Annotated in this window: 22 protein-coding genes; 10 read left to right on the forward strand and 12 right to left on the reverse strand. The window is 56.6% G+C overall.

The genetic code is table 11. The features are described from left to right. Window positions 1-46: 46 nt before the first annotated feature. Window positions 47-1,351 (forward strand): FAD-binding oxidoreductase, encoded by a 1,305-nt coding sequence (locus GS630_RS04005; RefSeq protein WP_171711876.1) that lies wholly within the window; start codon window positions 47-49, stop codon window positions 1,349-1,351. Between the two features lie 75 nt (window positions 1,352-1,426). On the opposite strand, the gene dnaJ is transcribed toward GS630_RS04005, so the two are convergent. Then, window positions 1,427-2,575 carry a molecular chaperone DnaJ gene (gene dnaJ / locus GS630_RS04010; protein WP_171178591.1) on the reverse strand — a complete coding sequence of 383 codons (1,149 nt, stop codon included), beginning with the start codon at window positions 2,573-2,575 and terminating at the stop codon, window positions 1,427-1,429. Window positions 2,576-2,649: 74 nt separating this feature from the next. Beyond that, window positions 2,650-4,557: a molecular chaperone DnaK gene (dnaK, locus tag GS630_RS04015; protein WP_171178593.1), complete on the reverse strand. Its 1,908-nt coding sequence runs from the start codon at window positions 4,555-4,557 to the stop codon at window positions 2,650-2,652. Between the two features lie 212 nt (window positions 4,558-4,769). Between dnaK and GS630_RS04020 the strand changes: the two genes are divergently transcribed. Further along, window positions 4,770-5,372 (forward strand): alpha-ketoglutarate-dependent dioxygenase AlkB, encoded by a 603-nt coding sequence (locus GS630_RS04020; RefSeq protein ID WP_171178596.1) that lies wholly within the window; start codon window positions 4,770-4,772, stop codon window positions 5,370-5,372. Here the strand turns inward: GS630_RS04020 and GS630_RS04025 are convergent. Continuing rightward, window positions 5,369-6,193, reverse strand: a complete 825-nt coding sequence (locus GS630_RS04025; RefSeq protein ID WP_171620389.1) for an ABC transporter permease — start codon at window positions 6,191-6,193, stop codon at window positions 5,369-5,371. The two genes, GS630_RS04020 and GS630_RS04025, sit on opposite strands and share 4 nt — an antisense overlap. Window positions 6,194-6,314: 121 nt before the next feature. Here GS630_RS04025 and cysQ point away from each other — a divergent pair, with 121 nt between their 5' ends. The 7 genes from cysQ to GS630_RS04060 all read left to right on the forward strand — a co-directional run bounded on the left by cysQ (window position 6,315) and on the right by GS630_RS04060 (window position 14,343). Beyond that, window positions 6,315-7,112, forward strand: a complete 798-nt coding sequence (cysQ, locus tag GS630_RS04030) for a 3'(2'),5'-bisphosphate nucleotidase CysQ (RefSeq protein ID WP_171234663.1) — start codon at window positions 6,315-6,317, stop codon at window positions 7,110-7,112. Further along, complete coding sequence (locus tag GS630_RS04035) at window positions 7,112-7,912, forward strand: manno-octulosonate cytidylyltransferase (protein WP_171178601.1); 801 nt, start codon at window positions 7,112-7,114, stop codon at window positions 7,910-7,912. The genes cysQ and GS630_RS04035 overlap by 1 nt, the downstream gene beginning before the upstream one ends. 70 nt (window positions 7,913-7,982) lie before the next feature. Further along, the gene (galE, locus tag GS630_RS04040) at window positions 7,983-8,966 is read left to right on the forward strand and encodes a UDP-glucose 4-epimerase GalE (protein ID WP_171178603.1); all 984 of its coding nucleotides are present in this window, start codon (window positions 7,983-7,985) and stop codon (window positions 8,964-8,966) included. A 7-nt stretch (window positions 8,967-8,973) separates the two neighbouring features. Further along, window positions 8,974-10,023 (forward strand): glycosyltransferase family 2 protein, encoded by a 1,050-nt coding sequence (locus GS630_RS04045; protein ID WP_253285894.1) that lies wholly within the window; start codon window positions 8,974-8,976, stop codon window positions 10,021-10,023. 178 nt (window positions 10,024-10,201) lie between these two features. After that, window positions 10,202-11,188 (forward strand): glycosyltransferase family 2 protein, encoded by a 987-nt coding sequence (locus GS630_RS04050; RefSeq protein ID WP_171620481.1) that lies wholly within the window; start codon window positions 10,202-10,204, stop codon window positions 11,186-11,188. Then, complete coding sequence (locus GS630_RS04055) at window positions 11,185-12,885, forward strand: beta-1,6-N-acetylglucosaminyltransferase (protein WP_171620393.1); 1,701 nt, start codon at window positions 11,185-11,187, stop codon at window positions 12,883-12,885. The genes GS630_RS04050 and GS630_RS04055 overlap by 4 nt, the downstream gene beginning before the upstream one ends. Window positions 12,886-12,891: 6 nt before the next feature. Continuing rightward, on the forward strand, window positions 12,892-14,343 hold the full coding sequence (locus tag GS630_RS04060) for a sulfotransferase family 2 domain-containing protein (protein ID WP_171620395.1): 1,452 nt from the start codon (window positions 12,892-12,894) through the stop codon (window positions 14,341-14,343). On the opposite strand, the gene GS630_RS04065 is transcribed toward GS630_RS04060, so the two are convergent. From GS630_RS04065 to GS630_RS04100, 8 genes are all read right to left on the reverse strand, one after another. Then, on the reverse strand, window positions 14,327-14,845 hold the full coding sequence (locus GS630_RS04065) for a murein L,D-transpeptidase family protein (RefSeq protein ID WP_171178610.1): 519 nt from the start codon (window positions 14,843-14,845) through the stop codon (window positions 14,327-14,329). The two genes, GS630_RS04060 and GS630_RS04065, sit on opposite strands and share 17 nt — an antisense overlap. 60 nt (window positions 14,846-14,905) lie before the next feature. Beyond that, window positions 14,906-15,691, reverse strand: coding sequence for an ion transporter (locus tag GS630_RS04070; protein ID WP_171178613.1), 786 nt, complete (start codon window positions 15,689-15,691; stop codon window positions 14,906-14,908). 21 nt (window positions 15,692-15,712) lie between these two features. Next, window positions 15,713-16,942, reverse strand: coding sequence for a class I SAM-dependent RNA methyltransferase (locus GS630_RS04075; protein ID WP_171620397.1), 1,230 nt, complete (start codon window positions 16,940-16,942; stop codon window positions 15,713-15,715). Between the two features lie 39 nt (window positions 16,943-16,981). Next, window positions 16,982-18,814, reverse strand: coding sequence for an ABC transporter ATP-binding protein (locus tag GS630_RS04080; protein ID WP_171620399.1), 1,833 nt, complete (start codon window positions 18,812-18,814; stop codon window positions 16,982-16,984). Then, complete coding sequence (locus tag GS630_RS04085) at window positions 18,811-20,649, reverse strand: ABC transporter ATP-binding protein (protein ID WP_171620401.1); 1,839 nt, start codon at window positions 20,647-20,649, stop codon at window positions 18,811-18,813. Before GS630_RS04085 ends, GS630_RS04080 begins: the two co-directional genes overlap by 4 nt. Window positions 20,650-20,840: 191 nt before the next feature. Continuing rightward, the gene (locus GS630_RS04090) at window positions 20,841-21,995 is read right to left on the reverse strand and encodes a CCA tRNA nucleotidyltransferase (RefSeq protein ID WP_171620403.1); all 1,155 of its coding nucleotides are present in this window, start codon (window positions 21,993-21,995) and stop codon (window positions 20,841-20,843) included. After that, the gene (locus tag GS630_RS04095) at window positions 21,992-22,588 is read right to left on the reverse strand and encodes a CoA pyrophosphatase (RefSeq protein WP_371809132.1); all 597 of its coding nucleotides are present in this window, start codon (window positions 22,586-22,588) and stop codon (window positions 21,992-21,994) included. The genes GS630_RS04090 and GS630_RS04095 overlap by 4 nt, the downstream gene beginning before the upstream one ends. Further along, window positions 22,581-23,567, reverse strand: coding sequence for an Hsp33 family molecular chaperone HslO (locus GS630_RS04100; protein ID WP_171620407.1), 987 nt, complete (start codon window positions 23,565-23,567; stop codon window positions 22,581-22,583). Before GS630_RS04100 ends, GS630_RS04095 begins: the two co-directional genes overlap by 8 nt. A 76-nt stretch (window positions 23,568-23,643) precedes the next feature. Here GS630_RS04100 and GS630_RS04105 point away from each other — a divergent pair, with 76 nt between their 5' ends. After that, window positions 23,644-24,090, forward strand: coding sequence for an NUDIX hydrolase (locus tag GS630_RS04105; protein ID WP_171620409.1), 447 nt, complete (start codon window positions 23,644-23,646; stop codon window positions 24,088-24,090). Here the strand turns inward: GS630_RS04105 and GS630_RS04110 are convergent. After that, window positions 24,087-25,361, reverse strand: a complete 1,275-nt coding sequence (locus GS630_RS04110) for a PP2C family protein-serine/threonine phosphatase (RefSeq protein WP_171620411.1) — start codon at window positions 25,359-25,361, stop codon at window positions 24,087-24,089. The genes GS630_RS04105 and GS630_RS04110 overlap by 4 nt on opposite strands. Between the last annotated feature and the right edge of the window lie 138 nt (window positions 25,362-25,499).

A 25,499-nucleotide genomic window follows, 5' to 3' on the forward strand; every position in this document is an offset into this window, starting at 1 on the left:
GATGCTATCGAATATTGGAATTATTGTTCCGATATACGAGATTTTTATGTTCGCAACACCACCTGCCATGGCCACGCGGCCGAACTCGCTTTGGGCCAGCACTGCGCCGTCAATGCCCGACAGCCCACAATTGACCGGCGATCTGCATGCGGACGTGTCCATTCTGGGCGCTGGCTTCACCGGTCTGCGCGCAGCATTGGCCTTGGCCGAGGCAGGTACGTCAGCCGTCGTACTCGATGCCGGTGATGTAGGCTGGGGCGCATCGGGGCGCACTGGCGGGCAGGTCAATCCTATGCTGCCTTTCAACTCACCCAAAGACTTACAGCTTATGCTGGGACAGACTTATTTTGAGCGTCTGACCGAAGTGTCTCTGAATTCCGCCGACGAATTGTTCTCGTTGATCGACACCCATCAAATCCCGTGCCAAGCCCGGCAGAAGGGCTGGCTGAGGGTACTGCACAACGACCGGGCCTTGCAAAAGGCCGAGGCGGACGTGAAAGCCTGGAACGAATTTGGCGCAGGAATGGAGCTTCTGCGTGGGGATGATCTGCGAATCACCTCGGGCACTGCTGCCTATTCCAGTGGTGTCGTGACCCCACGCGGTGGCGCCGTACAGCCAATGATGCTGGCGCGCGGCGTAGCAGGTGCCGCCCAACAACGCGGCGTTTCGATTTTTGGAAACAGCGCTGTCACCTCGATGAACAAGGTCGGCGGTAAGTGGCAACTGCGCACAGATCAGGGTTCGGTCACCTCTGACACTGTGATCGTTGCAACCAACGGCTATACCGGCCCACTGGTGCCGAAACTACCCAACAGCATCATGCCTCTGACCCCGATCCAGATTGCAACAGACCCGTTGCCGGAAGACGTCATTGCTTCGATCCTGCCACAGGGACACACAATCTCGGACAGCCGACGGATCATCATGTATGCACGGCGAGAGCCAGACAATCGGTTGGTCTACGGTGGGTTGGGCCGCATGGACCGCGCGGGCAACCTGGGCGGTTTCGATTGGCTTCAACGAGACGCCGAACGCGTTTTTCCTCAGGTGAAAGGAGCCAACTGGTCCCATCATTGGGGCGGGCGCATCGCGGTTACCGACGACCACCTGCCTCACCTGCATGAACCGCAGCCGGGCCTTTTAATCGGGCTAGGCTACAACGGGCGCGGCGTTGCAATGTCACATGTGATGGGCCGCGTTCTAGCCGAGCGTGCCCTGGGCGCTGACTCTGAATCTCTGACCTTTCCAACAACACCGGTGCGGGCCATGTCCTATCGCCCGTTCAAGATTGCAGGTCTGGGAACGGCGATCTGGTCGATGCGTTTCATGGATTGGCTGGAAACCAGATAGTGCCAAACGAAGCCATGTCGTTTTGATTTTTACAACGGTCAAAACGTAAAAGAGGCGGCAATCGCCGCCTCAGTCTTAGCCTTTCATTCCGTCCCAGAAGGATTTGACGGAAGAGAAAAAGCTTTTGGATTCCGGGTGGTTGTCTTCACCCAGGTCCTCAAACTCGCGCAGCAGCTCTTTCTGACGACTGGTCAGGTTGACCGGAGTTTCCACCGCCAGTTCGATGAACATATCACCAACGCCACCACCACGCAGGGCGGGCATGCCTTTGCCACGCAGGCGCATCTGGCGACCTGACTGACTACCGGCTGGAATCTGGACACGGCCCCGTCCACCATCAATGGTCGGAACTTCGATCGAACCGCCCAGCGCGGCCTTGGCCATGCTAACCGGAACCCGGCAATAAAGGTTTACGCTGTCGCGTTCGAACAGTTTGTGGTCGGAGACCTCGACAAAGATATAGAGATCGCCCGGAGGACCGCCGCGCATCCCAGCTTCGCCCTCGCCAGCCAGCCGAATCCGTGTTCCGGTTTCAACACCAGCTGGGATATTGACGGACAAAGCACGATCTTTTTCGACACGGCCGGAACCCTGGCAGGATTTGCAGGGGTTCTTGATGATCTGACCCAGCCCAGAACAGGTCGGGCAGGTGCGTTCAACCGTAAAGAAGCCCTGTTGCGCCCGCACTTTGCCCATGCCCGAACAAGTGGGGCAGGTTGTGGGTTCAACGCCACCTTCAGCGCCGGTTCCGTCACAGGACGAACAGGCCACGGCGGTGGGGACGTTAATGGTTTTCTGCAGGCCCGAGAACGCCTCTTCCAGCGACACGCGCAGGTTATAGCGCAGGTCCGAGCCGCGCGCGGCGCGACGGCCGCCGCCTCCTCCGCGTTGACCGCCCATGAAGTCGCCGAACAGGTCATCGAACACATCCGAGAACGCGCTGGAGAAATCGCCCTGACCAAAGCCGCCGCCAGGACGCCCGCCGCCACCCATACCGTTTTCAAAGGCTGCGTGGCCAAAACGGTCGTAGGCCGCCTTGCGTTCGGCGTCTTTCAGAACGTCATAGGCTTCGTTCGCTTCCTTGAACTGCGCCTCGGCATCCGGGTTGTCCTTGTTACGGTCGGGATGCAATTCTTTGGCTTTCTTGCGAAAACCCTTTTTGATCTCGTCCGCCGATGCACCTTTGGCTACGCCGAGCACATCGTAATAGTCGCGTTTTGACATCAGTGTTTCCTTCTGCCTCAACGTAATCGGGCCGGCCCGGCAACCGGACCGGCCCGAATTGGCCCGGTTACCCGTTAGTTACGCTTGTCGTTGTCCAGATCTTCGAACTCGGCATCGACAATGTCATCGTCACCCGGTGCGGCGTCGGCTGCTGCGGGCTCTTCTTCGCCTTCTTCGGCTTGCGCCTTATAGATGGCTTCGCCCAGCTTCATGGCCGCTTCGGTGACGTTCTGGATGCCCGACTTGATCTTGTCGGCATTCTCGGTCTCCAGCTCGTCCTTCAAAGCGGCGATCGCCAGCTCGATGGCTTCGATGGTGGTCGGGTCGACCTTGTCGGAATGCTCTTCCATCGACTTCTCGGTCGAGTGGATAAGGCTTTCCGCCTGGTTCTTGGCGTCGACCAGTTCGCGGCGTTCCTTGTCGGCTTCCGCGTTCTCTTCGGCGTCCTTGACCATCTTTTCGATGTCCTCGTCGGACAGACCGCCCGAAGCCTGGATGGTGATCTTCTGCTCTTTGCCGGTGCCTTTGTCTTTGGCCGAAACCGAGACAATGCCGTTGGCGTCGATGTCAAACGTCACCTCGATCTGAGGCATACCGCGCGGTGCGGGCGGGATGTCTTCAAGGTTGAACTGACCCAGGATCTTGTTGTCCGCAGCCATTTCACGCTCACCCTGGAACACGCGGATGGTCACGGCATTCTGGTTGTCCTCGGCGGTCGAGAAGACCTGAGACTTCTTGGTCGGGATCGTGGTGTTGCGGTCGATCAGACGGGTGAACACGCCACCCAGAGTCTCGATGCCCAGCGACAGCGGGGTCACGTCAAGCAGAACAACGTCTTTAACGTCGCCTTGCAGAACACCGGCCTGAATGGCGGCGCCCATAGCAACCACTTCGTCCGGGTTCACACCCTTGTGCGGCTCTTTCCCGAAGAATTTGGTGACCTCTTCGATCACTTTCGGCATCCGGGTCATACCACCAACCAGAACAACTTCGTCCACGTCAGCAGCCGACAGACCGGCGTCTTTCAGAGCGGCAGCGCAAGGCTTCATCGACTTTTTGATCAGGTCCGACACCAGCGATTCCAGCTTGGCACGGGTCAGTTTCATGACCATGTGCAGCGGCTGACCGTTCGAACCCATCGAGATGAACGGCTGGTTGATTTCGGTCTGCGAGGTCGAAGACAGCTCGATCTTGGCTTTTTCAGCGGCCTCTTTCAGACGCTGCAGGGCCATCTTGTCTTGGGACAGATCGACGCCGTGTTCCTTTTTGAACTCATCCGCCAGGTAGTTGACGATGCGCATGTCAAAGTCTTCACCACCCAGGAAGGTGTCACCGTTGGTCGATTTGACCTCGAACAGGCCGTCATCGATTTCCAGGATGGTCACGTCGAAGGTACCACCACCAAGGTCATAAACCGCGATGGTTTGGGTTTCTTCCTTGTCCAGACCATAGGCCAGAGCAGCCGCTGTCGGTTCGTTGATGATCCGCAGCACTTCCAGACCGGCGATTTTACCGGCGTCTTTGGTGGCCTGACGCTGTGCGTCGTTGAAGTAGGCCGGTACGGTGATGACTGCTTGTGTGACTTCTTCACCCAGATAGCTCTCGGCGGTTTCCTTCATCTTGCCCAGAGTGAAGGCCGAGATCTGGCTTGGGGAGTACTTTTCACCGCGGGCCTCGACCCACGCGTCACCATTGCCGCCATCAACGATGGCGTACGGCACCATTTTCTTGTCTTTTTCGACTTCTGCATCATCCACACGACGGCCGATCAGACGCTTGACGCCAAAGATCGTGTTGTCGGGGTTGGTGACCGCCTGACGCTTTGCAGGCTGACCGACCAGTCGCTCATCTTCGGTGAAGGCGACGATCGAGGGCGTGGTCCGCGCCCCTTCTGCGTTTTCGATGACCTTCGGCTGCGAGCCGTCCATGATGGCCACACACGAGTTGGTGGTTCCGAGGTCAATCCCGATGACTTTTCCCATTTTTGCAATCCCTTTCTCTTCAAGGCGATGTCCCGAGAACCGGACCCGTTACGGCATCCCGTCCCCGATCTGATGTGCGCGACAGCACTACCATCGCGCGTCCCGGCGTATATAAGGGCGAGACCAAGGGCCTGCAAGCACCGTAAAAGGCAGGTTTTCGGGAATCTGTGGCCTTTTTTGGCAAGGATTTGGAAAGGATTGGGGTTTCCGGAATGGCGCGGCTGATTTTGCGGGGGTTCGACATCAGAAAAGGCCATCTGGATCCTGCCACCCAGACGCAGGTCATCGCTGATCTGCGGCCGATTCTGAAATCCGCGCCCTTGTTTCGCCCCGTCACGCCTTCGGGCAAAGAGATGTCGGTGCGTATGACCTCGGCCGGGGATTTGGGTTGGGTGACAGACAAGGCAGGCTACCGTTATCAGGAACAGCATCCCAAGGGCGGAGTTTGGCCCGGCATTCCCAACAGTATTTTGGGTATCTGGCATGACTTGGTCAGCACGGAACATGAGCCGGATTGCTGTTTGGTCAATTATTATGGCGAAGGCGCAAAGATGGGCCTGCATCAGGACAAGGACGAGGCTGATTTTTCCTGGCCCGTGTTGTCAATTTCTCTGGGCGATGACGCCCTGTTTCGCATTGGCAACACCACCCGTGGCGGCAAGACCGAGTCGATCTGGCTCAGCTCGGGGGATGTGGTCGTTATGGGTGGGTCCGCACGGTTGGCATATCACGGGGTGGACCGGATCAGATTCGGATCGTCGCGCCTGTTGCCTAAGGGCGGGCGGATCAATCTGACACTGCGGGTGGCGCGTTAACGGCGGGCATTCCAGCTTTGCGAAACATGCTGGCGCGTAAAGAACTCACCCATCAATCCGATCATCAACAAGGCGATCCCGACCCAAAGCGCGTATTCCCAACTGGTGTTGCGGGGGAAATAGTTCTGAAAAATGAAACCGCGGCACTGATCAATGATGTGAAAAAGCGGATTCCAGGCGAACATCATCAACAACCATCCGCCCATCGTGTTTGCGACAAACATTTTACCGGAAAACACCATGTTCATTCGGCGGTAAATGTTTGACAGCATAGTAACGGTTGTCGGGAACCAGGGCTTGATCGCCATGAACACAAGCCCGATCGCGCATCCGGTGAACCAGGCCAGTAAAACCATCCCAAAGGCACCACCGGGATTCTCAATATCCAAAGGGGCGACTGCAACATTGTAAATGAACAGAAGGACGCACATGGCCATCACCTGTTTGTACAGCGTGCCGAAAGCCGCCGCCAGGATAAGGACCATCGCATTCATTGGTGAATGCAGCGTCATTGGGTTGTTGGCCGAACCAACCCCGGAAATCGACCCAATCGACTGGATATGCATCATAAACGGAAGGACGCCGGACAGGATATACAGCAGGAATTCACCCCTGATCTTGGCTATGCCACCCCGACCCAGCAATGTCATCAGCAGGTAGAACACCATGCACATCACCACCAGTTGTATGACGTTAATCAAAATGGCGATAACCGCATTCGGGTGCTGTGCCCGCACATTTCTGACAACAGCATGGAACACAAGCTCAGCTGTTGTGAACGCGCCGCCCAGCAGCGATTGATTGCGCTTGAAGTAAAACACTCGAAGGTCTTTCCTGCCTCGTCGCCCTCAATCTGGCATGAATATCTTGCCGTTCCGTAACCGCCACATCATAAGTCGGTCATGAGTTTGGATCAACAAACCACAGGAACGGAGCATTTTTGTGACCTATGACGCGCTTATCCCAGTCATCCGACGTCTTGCCCTCGAGGCAGGCGATAAGATCATGGAGATTTATGAGGCAGATGATTTCGATGTCAAAGTCAAATCTGACTCCAGCCCAGTAACCGAGGCAGATGAGGCTGCAGACGCATTGATTTCCGCCGGTTTGCGCGCAGCTTTCCCGGATATTCTGCTGGTCACTGAAGAACAGGCGGCTTCGCATTCGGAAAAAGGTGATACGTTCCTGATAGTTGATCCGCTGGACGGCACCAAAGAATTCATCAACCGCCGTGGCGACTTTACCGTCAACATTGCGCTGGTCGAAAACGGAACACCAACGCGAGGTGTTGTTTATGCCCCAGCTCGCGGTCGTATGTTCTACACACAAGCAGATGGCCGTTCGGTCGAGGAAACCGGCGCGTTTGACAAGGACACACCTGGTGATTTGACGAATATTTCAGTCTCTAAACCAGACAATTCGGCGCTTTTGGTCGTGGCTTCGAAATCCCACAGGGATCAGGCGACCGAGGATTACATCAGCAAGTACCAAGCCAAAGACAGCAAAAGCGCAGGGTCTTCCCTCAAGTTCTGTCTGGTGGCCACCGGTGAAGCGGATATCTACCCTCGTGTCGGTCGCACAATGGAATGGGATACAGCGGCAGGTCACGCGGTTCTGGCCGGGGCCGGTGGCCAGGTGGTGCGTTTTGACGACCATTCGCCGCTGCTCTATGGCAAAGAAGGCTATGCCAACCCGTTTTTTATCGCCTACGCTCCGGGTGTTGAACTAAAGGAAGCCTGATGTCTGTTCTGATTGCCATCCCCGCCCGCTATGCCTCGACCCGCTATCCGGGCAAGCCGTTGGTGCCGCTATCTGGTGCCACAGGCACTGCGATGACGCTGATCGAACGGTCCTGGCGCGCAGCCAAGTCTGTCTCGGGCGTTGATCGGGTGGTCGTTGCAACGGATGACGATCGTATCCGCGAGGTCTCGGAAGGGTTTGGGGCCGAAGTGGTGATGACTTCGGAAAGCTGTCAGAACGGCACCGAACGCTGCGCCGAAGCGCATGAGGTTCTGGGGGCTGGGTATGATATGGTGGTCAACCTTCAGGGCGACGCGCCACTGACGCCACACTGGTTTGTAGAAGACCTGATCGCGGGCCTGCGCGCGGCGCCGGATGCTGGTGTGGCCACGCCTGTGCTGCGCTGTGACGGCGACGCGCTGAACAGTTTGCTGAACGACCGAAAGCATGACCGTGTCGGAGGAACCACCGCTGTGTTCGGTCGCGATCACAGCGCGATGTATTTCTCCAAAGAGGTCGTGCCGTTTACCTCGCAGACCTATGCAGGCGACGAGCCGACCCCGGTGTTTCATCACGTGGGTGTATATGCTTATCGGCCCGATGCGCTTGCCGCATATCCAGGCTGGCCCACCGGCCCGCTGGAGCAATTGGAAGGCCTGGAGCAGCTTCGGTTCATGGAGAACGGCCGCAAGGTACTGTGCGTCGAAGTCGAGGCCAAGGGCCGCCAGTTCTGGGAACTGAACAACCCGCAGGATGTCCCAAAAATCGAAGAGATGATGGCGGCGATGGGGTTGGAATAACCGATTTTCCCCATGACATCCGGCGGTGCTCAAATTTTAAGTATAGTTAACTCGTTTTAAAGGACGCATCATGACAACTATCCTTGTTACTGGCGGTGCAGGGTATATCGGCTCGCACGCGTGCAAAGCGCTGGCGCAAGCGGGTTATGTGCCTGTGACATATGACAATCTGGTCACGGGTTGGCAGGATGCGGTGAAATACGGCCCTTTCGAGCAGGGCGACCTGCTGGACCGCGCGCGTCTGGACGAGGTGTTTGCCAAACACCAACCGGCAGCCGTGATGCATTTTGCGGCCCTAAGCCAGGTGGGCGACGCGATGAAGCAGCCCGGATTGTACTGGTCAAACAACGTCACCGGTTCGTTGACCTTGATCGAAGCTGCGGTTGCAGCCGGGTGTTTGAATTTTGTGTTCTCGTCCACATGCGCCACCTATGGTGAACATGACAACGTGGTTCTGGATGAATCCACCGCGCAGTATCCACTGAATGCCTATGGTGCATCGAAACGTGCAATCGAAGATATCCTGAAAGATTTCGAAGCGGCCCACGGCCTTCGCCACGTCATTTTCCGCTATTTCAACGTTGCCGGGGCAGACCCTGACGGAGACGTTGGTGAATTCCACCAGCCCGAAACGCACCTGATCCCTCTGATGCTGGATGCGATCGACGGCAAACGCGAAGGCCTGACCGTCTTTGGGACCGACTATGACACCCCCGACGGCACATGTATCCGCGACTATGTACATGTCTGCGATCTGGTCGACGCGCATGTTCTGGGGCTGGAATGGCTGGAACAAGGCAAGGAAAGCCGTGTTTTCAATCTGGGCACCGGATCAGGATTTTCCGTGTTGGAGGTAATCGAGCAATCCAAATCCGTTACCAACCGCCCTGTGCCTTATTCAACCGGGCCTCGTCGGGCAGGCGATTGTACCAAGCTGGTCTCGGGCTCTGTTCGGGCTGAAACTGAACTGGGATGGATGCCAAAACGCTCCACGTTAGAGACAATGATAGCGGATGCCTGGCGCTGGCATCAGAACGGCCACTACGAGAAATGAGGCTAAATTGACCTTCAGCGCGTTACAAAAGCTGCCCAAGATCGGCTGGCGGCAAAAGTATCAGCTGCGCTGGAAACGTCGGCGGCTTCTGTGGCGATCCTTTCGCAGCCGGAACCAGTTGACCTGCCTGAACGATCGGACCGGCAAGATCCGCGCTGGTGACGTGCTGGCTTTTACCACTCTGCGCAACGAAATGACCCGCCTTTCCTGGTTTCTTCGCCACTACCGCCAGTTGGGTGTGCGCCACTTTCTGGTCGTCGACAATGGCAGCGATGACGGCTCGGCAGAGTATCTCTTGGATCAACCAGATGTTTCTGTCTGGCAAACCTATTCAAGCTATCGGGGATCACGATTTGGTCTGGATTGGCTGACTTGGCTCCAGATGCGGCATGGACACGCGCACTGGTGTCTTATGGTCGATGCGGATGAGCTGTTGGTTTATTCCCATTGCGATACCCGGCCCCTTCAGGACCTGACACATTGGCTGGAGCAGAAAGGGCGGGTTGGTTTTGGCGCGTTGATGCTGGACCTCTATCCCAAAGGTCCGTTGGGCCGCGACACCTATGACCCGGATACCGACCCAACAGATCTGCTGTGTTGGTTCGATGCGGGGCCATATCGCGCAGAGCGACAAAGCCCGATTGGCAATCTGTGGGTTCAAGGCGGCGCAAGGGAACGGATGTTCTTCACCCAGACGCGGCAGCGCTCTCCCACTCTGAACAAGATTCCACTGATCCGCTGGTCGCGGCGGTATGCGTATGTGAACTCATGCCACTCGGCCCTGCCGCGCCACCTGAACGCAGCTTATGATGGGCCCGGTGGAGCGGCGCCTTCGGGAGTATTGCTGCACACAAAATTCCTGCCGGAGATTGTTGAAAAGTCCAAATCGGAAAAAGAACGATGCCAGCACTTTCATGATCCAAGCCAATTTGCGGCGTATTATGACGGGATCATTAATCAGCCGGTCATGTGGACTCCACAATCAGTCCGTTATACCGGCTGGAAACAGTTGCAACAAATGGGGTTGATGCCTGGCGGGGATTGGGGCCTGCAATGAAAATACGACAGTCAACCGCACGTTTACACTTTGTCGGTTTAAAAAAGTTGCCTCAGAAGATGCATAGGTGGCATAAACCGGTAATGCCTTGTCCTGCCAACTGGAAAGACGAGGTCGGGGAAAGCTCGCGTAATAATAAAGGTTGGGCAGTCACGTGAGCCTGTTCGAATCCTACAAAATGCGATTGCGGCGCAAGCGCCGTATTCTGCGCTGCCTCAGACGACGCCATGAACTGAAACCCGCCAGCGTCAACACATCGGCCATCCGACACGACGACATTCTTCTAATGAGCGTTGTCCGGAACGAAAAAATCCGCCTGCCGTTTTTCCTAGAATACTACCGCAAACTGGGCATCAACCACTTTTTGTTCATCGACAACAATAGCGATGATGGAAGTTTCGAGTTCCTGAAAGAACAGGCCGACGTGTCAGTTTGGCGAACGACAACCAGCTACAAACGCGCAGGTTATGGCCTGGACTGGTCGAACTACATTCTGCGAAAATACGCACATAGTCATTGGGTTCTGACCGTCGATCCGGATGAATTCTTCATCTATCCGTTTTGCGACACCCGCCCTATACGCGCATTGACGGATTGGCTGGATGGCAGCGCCGTGCGCAGTTTTGGAACCATGCTGATCGACATGTACCCCGAAGGTCCGGTAGATGCAGAACCCTACCACGAGGGGCAGAACCCGTTCGAAATCGCACGCTGGTTCGATCCCGGGAACTACATGATCACCAAGAACCCGGATTATAAGAACCTGTGGATTCAAGGCGGTCCTAGAGCGCGCGTGTTTTTTCGCGAAAACCCCTCCAAAGCGCCTGCGTTGAACAAGATTCCCTTGGTGAAGTGGGATCGGCGCTATGTCTATGTCAGCTCGACCCATTCGCTTTTGCCGCGGGGTTTGAACCAAGTTTATGACGAGTGGGGCGGGGAAAAAGCCAGCGGGTCACTGCTTCATGCCAAACTGATCGACACGCTTGGCGACAAAGCGCGCGAGGAACTGCAGCGCGGTCAACATTACCGCGGATCAGGCGAATACAAAGCCTATGCCGCGCAGCTTGAGGAAAAACCCGTTTTCTGGTGCCAATGGTCCGAGGCTTACATCAATTGGCGACAGCTTGAGATTCTGGGCCTTATGTCCAAGGGGAATTGGGCATGAGTAGCCTGGGCGTCGTCATGCTGGTCCATACTTCGCTGGACCGAGCCGAGCAGGTGGCGCGCCATTGGACGGCTGCGGGATGTCCGGTTGTGGTGCACGTGGATCGCAAAGTCCCGGATGGCACTTACGCCCGTTTTGTCGCATCCTGCTCGAACGACCCCAGTATCGTTTTTTCTGAACGTCACCGGTGCGATTGGGGCGGCTGGGGCATCGTCGCTGCCTCGCAAAGCGCATCCGAATTGATGCTTGAGCAATTTCCCGACGTTCGGCACGTGTTTCTGTCTTCAGGAGCATGCCTGCCCCTGCGTCCGGTTGAGGAGCTAATCGATTACCTGGCTGAACGGCCCCGCGTGGATTTTATCGAAAGCGCAACGACATCCGATGTCAGCTGGACCATTGGAGGTCTGGATCATGAACGGTTTACCCTGCGGTTCCCATTCTCGTGGCGCAAACAGCGCAAGCTGTTTGACACCTATGTCAGGCTGCAGCGTGCCGTGGGGTACCGCAGACAAATTCCAGATGGTTTGGTGCCTCATATGGGCAGCCAGTGGTGGTGCCTGACCCGCCAGACACTCTCAGCCATCCTTCAAGATCCCAAACGCAAACAATACGACAAGTATTTTCGCCATGTTTGGATTCCGGATGAAAGCTATTTCCAGACCCTTGCACGACAATATTCGACGCATATCGAAAGCCGATCCCTGACTCTGTCCAAATTCGATTACCAGGGCCGTCCGCATATTTTCTATGACGATCACCTGCAATTGCTGCGACGCTCGGATTGCTTTGTTGCCCGTAAGATCTGGCCTCAGGCCGAACGGCTGTATCAGGCATTTCTGACGGACCAGACTAGTGCCATGAAACCGGCTGAGCCCAATCCCGGCAAGATCGACCGTATCTTCTCGAAAGCGGTGGAACGGCGGACGCGAGGACGCGACGGGCTTTATATGCAAAGCCGCTTTCCGCGGCACGGCAGCGAAAACGGCCTGACATCTTCGCCATATTCTGTATTCCAGGGATTTTCCGAGCTGTTTGAGGATTTTGAATCCTGGCTTGTGACCACCACGGGAGCAAAAGTCCATGGGCACTTGTTCGGACCTGATCGCGCCGAATTTGCACAAGGGGAAACCATCACAAACGGCGCCCTTAGCGACAGTGCAACTTTACGGGACTACAACCCCACAGCATTCCTGTCGAACCTGATCTGGAACACGCGGGGGGAACGGCAGTGTTTTCAGTTCAGCCCAAGAGACACGCAAGAGATCAACTGGTTTTTGGCGCGCGACAAGAACGCCCAGATTTCGGTCATCACCGGGGCCTGGGCAATTCCGCTGTTCCGTTCAAACCTCAACTTCTCGGAGATCCGGTGCGAAGCGGCACGGTTGCAGCAGATTGAAACCAAGCAGCTCGAGGTTTTGACCTCGGTCTGGACCAAAGCCCGTATGCGCAGTTGGACCTTGGCCGATTTCATTGAATCGCCGATGGATCCGTTACAGACGATTCTGGATGAGATCGGCGCACATCAGGCCAGCCACTTGACCGAAGTGCCCACCATGGTTGATCTGACCGGTTTCGGGAAGTTCCTGCAAAATCTGAAGAATCAAGGTATGCACCCATATCTGATGGGTGATTTCCCGTCTGACGATGTGTTTGGTCGGCAGACAAAACCTTTCCGAAAACCCTATCTGGTGCAGTGACGGCCAATGGCAGCCAAATATGATTACTTTGTTGTACTGGCGGCCATGCGCACAGGGTCTAACCTGCTGGAGGCAAACCTGAACGCGCTTGACAGCGTGACCTGCCATGGCGAGGCGTTTAATCCCCATTTTGCCGGGAATCTGCAGTCAGATACACTGCTGGGCCTGACGCTGGAAGACCGTGACGCAGATCCGATGAAGCTGCTGAAAGCAATTCGTACAGCACCCGGTGACATCAACGGGTTCCGGTATTTCGAAGAACACGATCCGCGCATTCTGAAGCCCGTTTTGAATGACCATCGCTGCGCAAAGATCATTCTGACCCGCAATCCACTGGACAGCTACCTGTCCTTGAAGATCGCGCGGACCACACAGCAATGGCTGCTGAAGAATGTTAAACGCCGCGTCGATGCCCAAGTCACCTTTGATGCACAGGAATTCTTGGATTATCTGGAACAGGTCCAGAGCCATCAGCACATGCTGCGGCGACATTTGCAAAAGACAGGTCAGAGCGCTTTTTTCATCTCCTATGAAGACCTGACTGAAATGGACGTCCTGAACGGCCTAGCCGAATGGCTGGGGGTCAAAGCGCGACTGACCCGGCTGGACGACACGCTGAAACCGCAAAACCCAGCGCCCGCAGTGTCAAAAGTCACAAATCCTGACGACATGGCGCGTGCGCTGGCGGATGTCGACCAGTTTGGGCTGCATCACACCTCTCGATTTGAGCCGCAGCGCGGTGCCGCCGTCCCGCAATACGTCGCGGCACCAAAGTCGGCCTTGATGTATTTGCCCATTCGTAACGGATTAGAGCCTGTTTTAAACCAATGGCTGGCCGATCTGGACGGCGGTAAGACTGGTGATTTAATCACCGATCGCAACCGCAAACAGATCCGCGCTTGGTTGAGGAACCACACCGGTCACCGAAAATTCACAGTCCTGCGCCATCCGTTGGCGCGGGCGCATACCGCGTTTTGCCAACACATTCTAAGTACTGGACCTGGCAGCTACAAAATGGTGCGTAACTATCTGCGGAACCGACTAAAGGTGCCGATTCCAGGGCAGGTGCGGGACACCAATTATTCTGTCGCGCAGCACCGTGATGCGTTTTCCGCTTTTCTCGGCTTCCTACGTCTTAACCTCAACAATCAAACCCCAATCCGCGTTGACGGGACATGGTGCAGCCAATCCCGGGTTCTGGACGGGATTTCCGGTTTCCTTTTGCCAGACCTGATCCTGCGGGAAGAAGACCTGACCACAGCGCTTCCAGCGCTTGCACGAGATATCGGTCATTCAAACCCGCCAAAGCCCAGCACACGCGCGCCTGATGAACCGTTTACGCTGGACCAGATCTATGATGCTGAGCTAGAGGCGCTGGCAGAGGACGTCTACCAGCATGACTATGAGGTGTTCGGGTTTGGAGCCTGGGCCCCGGTGCCGCCTAAGGACGCAAAGTGATTAGCGTGCCTTTGTTGACCATCGCATAAATCTCTTCAATCTCGTCATTCTTGACAGCGATGCATCCTGCGGTCCAATCGGGTGTTTTCCGCGCGCGCTTGAGCTCTGACCGAAGATTCGGCTGGCCGTGAATAAAGATATCACCGCCCGGATTAACGCCTGCTGCCTTGGCCTGAGCGATATCCTGAGAGTTGGGGTAGGAAATACCTAACGATAGGTGATAGCGGCTTCGCGGGTTTCTGCGATCAATCAGATAGCTGCCCTCTGGCGTGCGACCATCCCCTTTTTTGGTTTTGGTGCCTCGTGGCGCAAATCCCAAATCCACATCGTATTCTCGCAAAACCTGCTCATGATGCAGCAGATAGAGTTTGCGTGCGCCTTTGTTGACCACCAAAGAGGTCACTTCGGGCCCATCATAAGTCAGAAATCTTGGGCCAGCTTTGGCACAAGCCGTAAGGCTCAGCGTTGCCATAGCCCCCAATCCGAATGCTCGACGATCCATTTTTCACTGCCTGCTCTGTTTTTTGGAGATTAATATGCCAAAAACCTTGCGAAACGGAAATCACTTTTTGCTGTTCATCTGCTCGGCCAGACGGCGTTCGATGCTTTCCAGCCGTTCCAGCACTTCGTCGCGATAGGCATCGGTTTTAACCTCGTCCTCGGCATGGTGTGCGTCCTGCATCGAGTTCACAATCAAACCCACCAACAGGTTCACCACGGCAAAAGTCGTGACCATGATAAATGGCACAAAGAACAGCCAGGCGTAGGGGTATACCTCCATCACAGGTCGGACGATGCCCATGGACCAGCTTTCCAACGTCATGATTTGGAACAAGGTATAGGCCGACAGGCCCAGATCACCGAACCAGGCGGGAAATGACACCGAGAACAGTTTGGTCGAGATTACCGCGCCGATGTAGAACAGGATTGCCATCAACAAGAAGACACTGGCCATCCCGGGCAGGGCCGAAATAAAGCCTTCGACCACGCGGCGCAGGCGGGGCGCCACGGAAATCACGCGCAACACCCGCAGGATCCGCAGGGCACGCAGCACGGAAAGACCACCAGCACTGGGGACAAGTGCGACACCCACGATCAGGAAATCGAATATATTCCAACCGCTTGTAAAGAATCTGCGCCCGGTCGCGATCAGCTTTATTGTGATCTCAGCCACGAAGATGGCAAGGCACAGCTTGTCCAGCGTGACAATCAGCGGTCCTGCTGCGTTCATCAAAGTGGGTGATGTCTCCATCCCCAAAAGAATTGCGTTGAAAATGATGACTGCCGTGATGAAACGCCCGAAAGCCGGGGCTTCGATGATGGTCAGCAAACGCTGTTTGACACTCATGTGTCGCGATCTCCTGTCTGGTCAAGATGCGGCGTTCAGGACAAAGCGCGCAGCAAGTTCCGTGTGTGACGACCACCGAAATTGGTCAACGACCTGTACCCATTCAAGGGTGTAGCCTGCGTTAACAAGGATTTTTGCGTCCCGCGCAAAGCTCACCGGGTTGCAGGAAACATAGGCAATCACTGGTCGACTGGCTTGAGCCAACTCCTCCACCTGCGCCTCGGCTCCGGCGCGGGGCGGGTCTAAAACAATCGCGTCAAAGGCCTTTAGTTCATCAGGCATCAATGGACGACGGAACAGGTCGCGGGCCTCAGTTGTTACGCGTTTCAAACCCTGCGCTCTGCGCCAGCCCTGATCCAGCGCCTGAACCATTGCGGCCTCGCCTTCCACAGCATGAACTTCAGCAGTTTGGGCCAAGGGAAGGGAAAACGTACCGCTACCTGCAAACAGGTCGACGGCGCGCTTTGCACCCTCTGTTGCCTCCAAAACCGCCTGCAATAGAGCCTGTTCTCCGTCCTTGGTCGCTTGCAAGAACGCACCGGATGGCGGAGTGACGGCGGCTGTTCCAAACCGCTGAACCGGCGCCTGTCGCATAGCGATCACTTCACCGTCCCAACTCAGCCGCGCCAACCCGTGTTTCTCGGTCGCTTGAGCCAGCGCCAGTTCCAGCGGACCGTCCAAGGGTTTGCCGCCTTTAACAGCCACATCCAATCCGCCTTCGGAGAGTGTCAGTGTCACCGCCAGAACACCCTTACGACTGCCGCCCAGAACGGCCAGCGCTTCGGTCACAGGAATGGCCGCGATCAACTCGGGGTCCAACAACCGGCAGTCGGGGATTTCCGTGATCGTGTCCGACGCGCGACCATGAAACCCGGCCAATGTGCCTTTCTTTGTACGCCTTACGGCGACCGTTGCGCGTCGGCGCGACTGTTCTTGTGATGTGTGTATCGGGCGCATCGGCGCATCCAGACCTTGCGCTGCCAAGGCAGTGCGCACAATTTCAAGCTTCCAATCGGCAACAAAGGCGTCAGACGCGTGCTGCAGCTGGCACCCGCCGCAGGCTTTGTAATGGCGACACGGCGCCTTGACCCGATCTTCGGACGGCGTTTCCACCCGGATATCGGTCAGCACCTGACCTACCAGAGTACCGCCAACAACCTCGCCGGGCAGAGTGCGCGGGGCATAGACGGGGCCATCGGCAATACCATCCCCCTGATGACCGAGCCGTGTGATTGTGAATTGCTGCGTCATGAAGGGCCTGATAGCCGGGCTTTGAAGCCAACAAAACCCTTATTCCGCAGCTTCCGCCTGAATAAAGCCGCCTGATTGACGATGCCAGAACCGCGCATAAAGCCCGCCCTGATCCAGCAGCGCCTGATGTGTTCCGCTTTCGACGATCCGCCCCTGGTCCAGGACAACGATCCGATCCATCTCGCTGAGGGTGGACAGCCGGTGTGCAATGGCCAGAACGGTCTTACCCTCCATTACCCGATGCAGCGCGGTCTGAATCGAGGCTTCGACCTCGGAATCCAATGCCGATGTTGCTTCGTCCAGAACCAAAATCGGCGCGTCCTTCAGAATGGCACGGGCCAAAGCGATCCGCTGACGCTGTCCGCCGCTGAGTTTTACACCCCTTTCGCCCAGATGAGCGTCATAGCCTTGGCGACCGTTAGCATCCTCAAGGCTGAGGATGAATTCATGCGCCTCTGCCTTTTTCGCAGCGGTTATCATCTCATCCTCGGACGCATCCGGGCGACCGTACAGAATGTTTTCGCGCGCTGAACGGTTGAACATCGCCGTTTCCTGCGTAACCATACCGATCTGGCGGCGCAGGCTGTCTTGCGTCACGTGCGACACGTCCTGCCCGTCAATACGAATAGCGCCACTTTCCCTGTCATAGAGTCGAAGCAGCAAGGACACGAGCGTCGATTTACCCGCGCCCGAGGCGCCGACAATACCCAGCTTTTCGCCGGGTTTTATAGTCAGGGTCAGATCTGTAACACCGCCTACGTCCCGACCATAAGCAAAGCTGGCATTTTCGAATGAGATTGATCCGTCGTGCACAACCAGGTCTTTTGCGTCCCCCGCATCCTCGACCCGGTCACGCTTGGCCAGCGTTTTCATCCCGTTTTCGATTTCACCCACATTGGCGTAGAGGCCCATTAGAGTGAAACTGACCCAACCCGTCATTTGCGCAATCCGGATTGAGACGGCACCTGCTGCCACTATATCCCCTGCGGTCGCAATGCCGATTTGCCACAACCAAAGCGTCGCACCCAGCAGCAGAACCGGCAAAACACCAGCCAACGTCATCAGGATAAATCGAAAACTGGCCGAAAGCTTACCGAAATCCAGCGACCGTTCGCGCAGTTCCACCATCGAGTCGCGCGCAGCCCGATCTTCAAAAGCGGAATGTGCAAACAACTTAACCGTCTTGATGTTGGTGATCGTGTCAACGACCTGCCCCGAAACCATCGCCCGCGCCCCGGCCCGCGCGGCAGAGCGTTGACGGATGCGCGGCAAATACCAGCGCACAAGCAGGAAGTAGACCACGAGCCAAGCGGCAAAAGGCAGCATCGCAAGCGGGTGAATAGACCCTAACAAAAGCAAAGACCCCACAAGAGACGCCAGGGCAAATACAATGGCGCTGATCGTTTCTGACACGACCGAAGCCATCGCGTTCGACGTTTGCATCTGCTTCTGTGCGATGCGTCCAGCGAAATCATCGTCGAAATACGTCACCGACTGGCCCAGCGTCCAACGGTTCAACTTGGCCAACACCAAGGGTGTGATGTTGGGCATGACGATGTAATTGTTCGAAACCGAAGACAGGCCAAACAGGATCGGACGCACCAGCATAAAGAAAGCGATCGAGCCGAAGATCATCCACATGTTTTGCACGGTCAGAAAGTTTTCCGGACCGCTAGACGTTGCCACGTCGATCACACGGCCCAAAATCCAAGCCGTGCCCGCCTCCATCGCGCCGGCTGTGGCCGAAAAGAACGCTGCAACAAACAACATCGGCCAAGCACCGGACAGGCTCCAGCGAATGAACGCTCCCAACGTCTGCGGCGGGGGCGTTTCGATGTTTTTGAACGGTTGGATGAGGTCAGCGACCCTCATTCCGCGGCCTCCGGATTCATGAAGCCGCCAGATTGCCGCGCCCAGAACTGCGCGTAAAGACCACGCTGCGTCAACAGGTCGGAATGGGCGCCTTCTTCGACGATACGGCCATCATCCATGACCAGAATACGGTCCATCTGCGCGATCGTGCTGAGCCTGTGCGCAATGGCGATCACGGTTTTGCCTTGCATCATGCCGTATAGGGTTTCCTGAATTGACGCTTCAACCTCGGAATCTAGGGCGGATGTCGCCTCATCCAACAACAATATCGGCGCATCTTTAAGGATTACCCGTGCCAGCGTCACACGCTGCCGCTGCCCGCCGGACAGCTTTACACCACGCTCGCCCACATGCGCGTCGTACCCCGTGCGTCCTTGCGGGTCTTGCAGGTCAAGGATGAACTCATGCGCTTCGGCCTGCTTGGCGGCGGCGATCATCTGATCCTCGGTCGCATCAGGGCGGCCATAAAGGATATTGTCCCGCACCGACCGGTGCAGCAAAGCGCTGTCCTGCTGAACCATGCCGATATGACTGCGCAAGCTGTCCTGCGTGACATCTGCGATGTTCTGCCCGTCAATCAGGATCGCGCCCCGCTCGACATCATAAAACCGCAAAAGAAGCTTAACTAGGGTCGATTTTCCAGCACCGGACCGACCGATCAAACCGATCTTTTCGCCGGGTTGGATGGTTAGGTTGATGTGGTCCAAACCACCGGCTTCGCGACCGTAGTGGTGCGACAGGTCGCGGATATGGATCTCACCCTTGTTCAGTCGCAAGGGTTTCGCAGCGGGCGCATCCAACAGATCAATGGCTTGGGCAATCGTCTCCATCCCCTCGGCCACGATACCAAGCTGGCGGAAAAAGCTGGTCAGCGCCCACATGATCCATCCGGTCATGGCGTTCAGACGAAGAGTCAGTGCGGTGGCAGCCGCAACGACACCAACCGAGGCGGTGCCTTGCATCCACAACGCAATTGCCCAACCAACAACGCCCACAATCAGCATGCCGTTCAAGGTGACCAGAACCGCATCCATGATCGTAAAAATCCGCATCTCAATCTGGAAAGTTCGGCGGGTTTCTTCGATCGCCTCGCGGGCATAGTCCAACTCTTGCGGACCATGGGCGAACATCTTGACGGAATGGATGTTGGTATAGCTGTCCACAACCCGGCCGGTGACAGTCGAGCGCGCATCTGAGGCCGCTTTTGACGCCGGACCGACACGCTGCACCGTCCAGCGCACCAGCATCGCATAAAACGCAAACCAGATTAGCAAGGGGATCAACAAACGCGGATCCGCTGCGTACAGCAAGATCGCCGCACCGATCAGATAGGCTAGCGAGAAGGAAATCGCATCAAAGACCTGAAAGACCACCTCGCCTGCGGCAGGTGGCGTTTGCATGATCCGGTTCGCAATCCGCCCGGCAAAATCGTTTTCGAACCAGCCAACCGATTGGCGCAGCACATGTTTGTGCGCGCGCCAGCGGATCAGCGTGCCAAAGTTAGGCAGGATCGTGTTGTTCAACAGAAGTACGTCGATCAGATGCAGTAACGGACGAAGCAGCAGAACAAACGCCGCCATCAATAACAGCTCTGTCCCGTGGTTCTGCCAGACTTCTGCAGGAGATCCGCCCAGCAGGTCGACAACGCGGCCCATATAATAGATCAACCCGATTTCGACCCCTGCGACGACGATAGAAATCAGTGCGGCCCAGACAAACACCCGGACAAAAGGCCGCGAATAATCCAACATGAACGGCCACAACTTGGTTGGTGGCGCGTCGGTCTCTTTGTAGGCGACAAAAGGGTTAACGAGATTTTCGAAATAGCGAAACATGGAGAGTGCTCCGATTGAGCAAAAATGTAGACGTGCGAAGAAGAATGGCGCCTGAACACCACCCTTTACGGGGCAAGTGTTCTGGCTTTAGCCGAACCAGATCCCGTAATACATTCGCAGTCCTCCATCCATGTGACAGTCGCACGTAACCACAAACGTGTTGGTTTGTCATCCCCTTTTGAGACTTAGCGCTAACTTGCCAGCAACTCCTCGCGCGACAACGCAAAGCCGGACGCGATCCAGCGGTTTTCAAGCTCGGCCAGTTTCTGGCCCAGCGCTGGTCCTGTGAAAGTGGGGATCAGATCCTTGGCTTGAATTGGAAAACGGGCAGCCGCCCCTTTATGCAAGTCATGCCTCAAGGCTTCGGACCAGGGTTGTTCCAGAAAAGCGCAACGCAGAAGAGTCTCGTGCAAACCGCCTTCGTCACCGTAGCGGTAACCCAGCTCGGCCACGCTGGTGGTGGCTTGTGCCTCCTCTCGCATCCGGGTCAAACGTTGCAATTGCGAACGGCTCAACCGCAATGTCGCTGCGTCTTCGGGCGTGGCAATGGCTGCCAGCCGTCGCACCGGATCGGGATCAGCACCTGCGGCTTGTTCGAGGGCAACAAGAGGCGAAAGGGGTCGGTCATTTGCACCCGGCAACAACTGTGCCAAGACACCCGTACTGCGCATTGTTGCAATCGCAGGCGCTGGATCTTGCGCTGCCAGCAGTTTCAGAAGTTCCGCGCCGACCCGTTCACGCGACAGTGATTTCAACCCGTCAAGATTGGCACCAATGGCGGCCAGAGCGTCGGGATCAAATCCAGCGTCCGCGTCACCATACCAGGCATGAAAGCGGAAGTAGCGAAGCGAGCGCAAATAATCTTCGCGGATACGATTCTCAGCGGTTCCAATGAACCGAACCCGACGCGCCTGTAGGTCGGGCAGTCCGTTAAGCGGGTCTAAAACGGTACCATCGGGCTGCGCGTAGATCGCGTTCATGGTGAAATCGCGCCGCGCCGCGTCTTCCTCGACATGATCAGAGAACGCAACAACAGCGCGCCGCCCGTCGGTTTCTACATCACGTCGGAAAGTAGTGATCTCATGCGGGATACCGGCGCTGACGACCGTGATCGTACCGTGATCGATGCCGGTTGGAATTGCCTTTAGCCCCGCAGCCTGCGCCATCTCAACCACCTGCTGGGGTCGCGCGTCGGTGGCAATATCGATATCCGAGACAGGTGCGCCCAAAAGCGCGTTGCGCACACAGCCACCCACAAAAAGTGCCTGCGCACCAGATGCAGTCAGGGCGGCGCATACCTGTTGGGTCGCTGGTTCACTGACCCAAGGCTCGTTTATCTGCATCATTCATTCACCCGTGCTGCAAGCCCGCGCAATATGCGGGCCGTCGCGCCCCAGATATAATAGGGGCCGAACGGAACTGTGTAATATCTGCGTTTCTGGCCGCGCCAGCGACGCGACTCAACCAGATAATTCTCGGGATCTAGAAGATGGGCAAGAGGCGTCGAGAAAACCTCATCCACCTCTCCGGGTTCGGGCACAGGTTTGAATGTGTCACGTACGACTGCAACCACGGGTGTAACGTTGAAAGAGGTGACGGTTTCATGCATGGGAAGAAACCCCAGAACCTCTGGCATATCGGGTGGCAGTCCGATCTCTTCTTGTGCTTCCCTTAAAGCCGCCGCCGTGACATCGGCATCCGTTTCATCCTGTTTGCCGCCAGGAAAAGCGATCTGACCGGGGTGATGCTTCAGCGCCGAAGATCGTTTGGTCAGGATCACCCGAGGCGCGTCATAAGCCAAAGATATGGCCACGAGAACACCGGCAGGACGCAGCCGCCGCCCGGGCGGCAGAACGGTATCGGGGTTCAGGTCAAAATCACTGGACCCGTGACCGGGGCGGCGCAAGGCCGCCCGGATCTGTTCAACCGGATCATGCACCTTTGCTGTCTTCAGCTTCAAAGCCCACAGTTGCCGGATCCAGCACATAATGCGCGCCACAGAACTGGCAATCAGCCGTAACCAGACCTTCAGGCGTTGTCATCTTTTCGATGTCCTTCGCCGAATAGATCGACAAGCTCTGACGCACCCGGTCCTCGGAACAGGTGCACCCGAATTGTACCGATTGCGCGTTATAGACACGCGGCTGTTCCTCATGGAACAGGCGAACCAAAAGGTCGGTCGGCGCAACCGAAGGGCCGATCATTTCCAGATCCTCGACGGTATCCAGCAGGATATTGACGCGGCCCCAGTTCTCACCCTCTTCGCCGTCTACCAGATCGCTGGCGGTCAGGATCTCACCGGTACCTTCGCCAGATGCTGCAAAGGGCGACGCTTTGGGCATATGCTGCAACATGATGCCGCCGGCACGCCAATGCTCGCCCACGCCGGGCTCGGTCGATTTACCAAAGCTCAGCGAAAACCGCGTCGGCAACTGTTCGGACTGGGCGAAATACGCCTCGGCGCATGCGCTCAGTGATCCGCCCGCCAGCGGCGTGATACCCTGATACGGTTGCGTGCCTTCGCCCTGGTCGATCATGATGGCAAAATACCCCTCTCCCACCTGATCAAAAGGTGCCGCGTCGGTCAGCCGGTCGCGGTCAAAGCTGGCATATGCACGGATTTGGGCGGCTTGGCCCTCTTCCTGCGGCGCGTAATAGTCGGTTGCGATCATGCGCACCGCCCCTTTGGACTGCACCTGCAACGACAGCTTCCAGCGCAACGCAACGGTCTGGCCGATCAACGCGGTCAGCAAGGCCATTTCAGCCACCAGCGCTTCGACTTGCGGCGGATAGTCGTGCTGCTTCAGGATGCCATCCAGCACGCCATCCAGACGGGCCACGCGGCCACGCATGTCGGATGCATCAAGTTGAAAGGGCAGGACGGTGTCGTCCCACGCGATTTTTGTTCCAAGAGACATGGGGTTTCCTTACACGCCACAGGTTGGCATACCGGCACCATATAGGTCGTACAGATTGGGTTTTAAGGGGCCATACATGATCAGACGGTTTGGTGAAACCCCTCAGGCAGGGCAGAAATACACACTGCGACCGGGAGTGTACGTGCTTTTGCCTCGTGGACGATCATTGTTGGTGACATGGTATGACGACGGCCTCAACCCAGAGCTGCAACTGCCGGGCGGAGGCATTGATCCGGGCGAATCGCCGATCACGGCCCTGCATCGCGAGGCTTACGAAGAAACGGGTTGGCTGGTTGCCAACCCGCGCCGGGTCGGTACCTTTCGCCGCTTTTCCTACATGCCCGAATACGATCTGTGGGCGGAAAAAATCTGTATGATCTATCGCGCGCGTCCAGTCCGCCGCATCGGACCGCCAGCCGAGGCGTTTCACGAAGCACGATGGATAGATGCATCAGATGCGATTGAAAAGCTTGGCAATGACGGCGATCGGCATTTTGCCAAGCTGCACCTTTGGTCGCTTTAAGGGCCGTTATATTCGAAGAACACGGCCGAGACGTCATCCCCTATCCCCTCTTTGGGCGACATCACCTGCGTCAGTCGCCAGAACATGTCATCCAGAAACTCGGACCCGCCATGTTCCGTAACGCAATGTTGTGCCATCTCCTGCAAACCGTTTTCGTCCAACAGACCGCCATCGGCCAAGGGGCATTCGGTAAACCCGTCGGAATACAGCAACAGCTTGTCCCCGGGTTGCAGTTTCGTCTCGATCTGATGGAAGCCCGCATCCTCGATCAAGCCTATAGGCAAACCACCATCGCCCAGAAACTCACTGCTGCCATCTTTGCGTAACAAAAGGGGGGGCGGATGCCCGGCCTGCACCATCTTCATAAGCCCGTTGCGCAGGTCAACAATGGCGTAAACCATCGTGAAGTATTCCTCGATCCCCGTATCTGCCATCAGACGCGAGTTGAGCGTTTTGGCGACATCCTCGGGCGGCAAGAGCGCGTAGAACTTGTTAAACCGTTGTTCCATCGCGACATTCTGGTCAAAGTGCTTGCTGGACAGATAGCCACCCAATCGGGCTGTCATCATGGCCGAGGTGATGCCGTGGCCGGACACATCAATGCTGTAGAACCCCAACCGATTCACACCGGGCGAGAACATGCCAACAAGATCGCCGCCAATATGTCCGCATGGCTTTAGCAAAAGGCTGACGCGCGAGTTGCCAAAATCCCGCGATAGCTCGGGCATCAGAGATTCCTGAATCTTACGCGCCTGCATCAGATCTTTGTCGATCGCGTCATGCGCCAGCTTCAGCTCTTCCAGCGCGGATTCAATCAGCCTGTTTTTCTGCGAAAGCTCGCGCTGCATATCTAAAATACGCGCTCCGGCAGAGATACGCGCGCGCAGCTCATCCGCCTCCAAAGGTTTGATGAGGAAATCATCAGCCCCGGCATCCAGACCTCGGGCGACTTCTTGCTTTTCGCTTTTGGACGTCAGCAGAATGAAATAGCTGTATTGGTCCGAATTCAGCGCGCGGAACGCGCAGCAGAACTCCAGACCACTCATCCCCGGCATAACCCAGTCGCTAAGAACAAGATCGGGCGGGTCTGTCTGGCAAAGCTCCAACGCGGCCTCACCGGTATCGGCTTCGACTACGTCAAACCCCCATTTCCTGAGAGAGGCCACCAGGATGCGCCGCTGCAAACGGCTGTCATCCACAACCAGCACCTTGCGGATCGCGCCGAAGTCCAGATCTGATCTGGTGTCCTCAAGACTCGCCCTTGGTACCATTTACACTCAGCTCTTACAAAATTGACCGGTCAAAGAGACCCTAGCGTCTGCGGGCTTAACATCCGGTGAAGACCCGACTCACGTCCAAATGGTGCCCTTAACCTGGTTTTTACCAGCCGTGGTTTAACCAGATCCTTG

The organism is Ruegeria sp. HKCCD7303, from assembly GCF_013111185.1.
Taxonomy (GTDB): domain Bacteria; phylum Pseudomonadota; class Alphaproteobacteria; order Rhodobacterales; family Rhodobacteraceae; genus Ruegeria.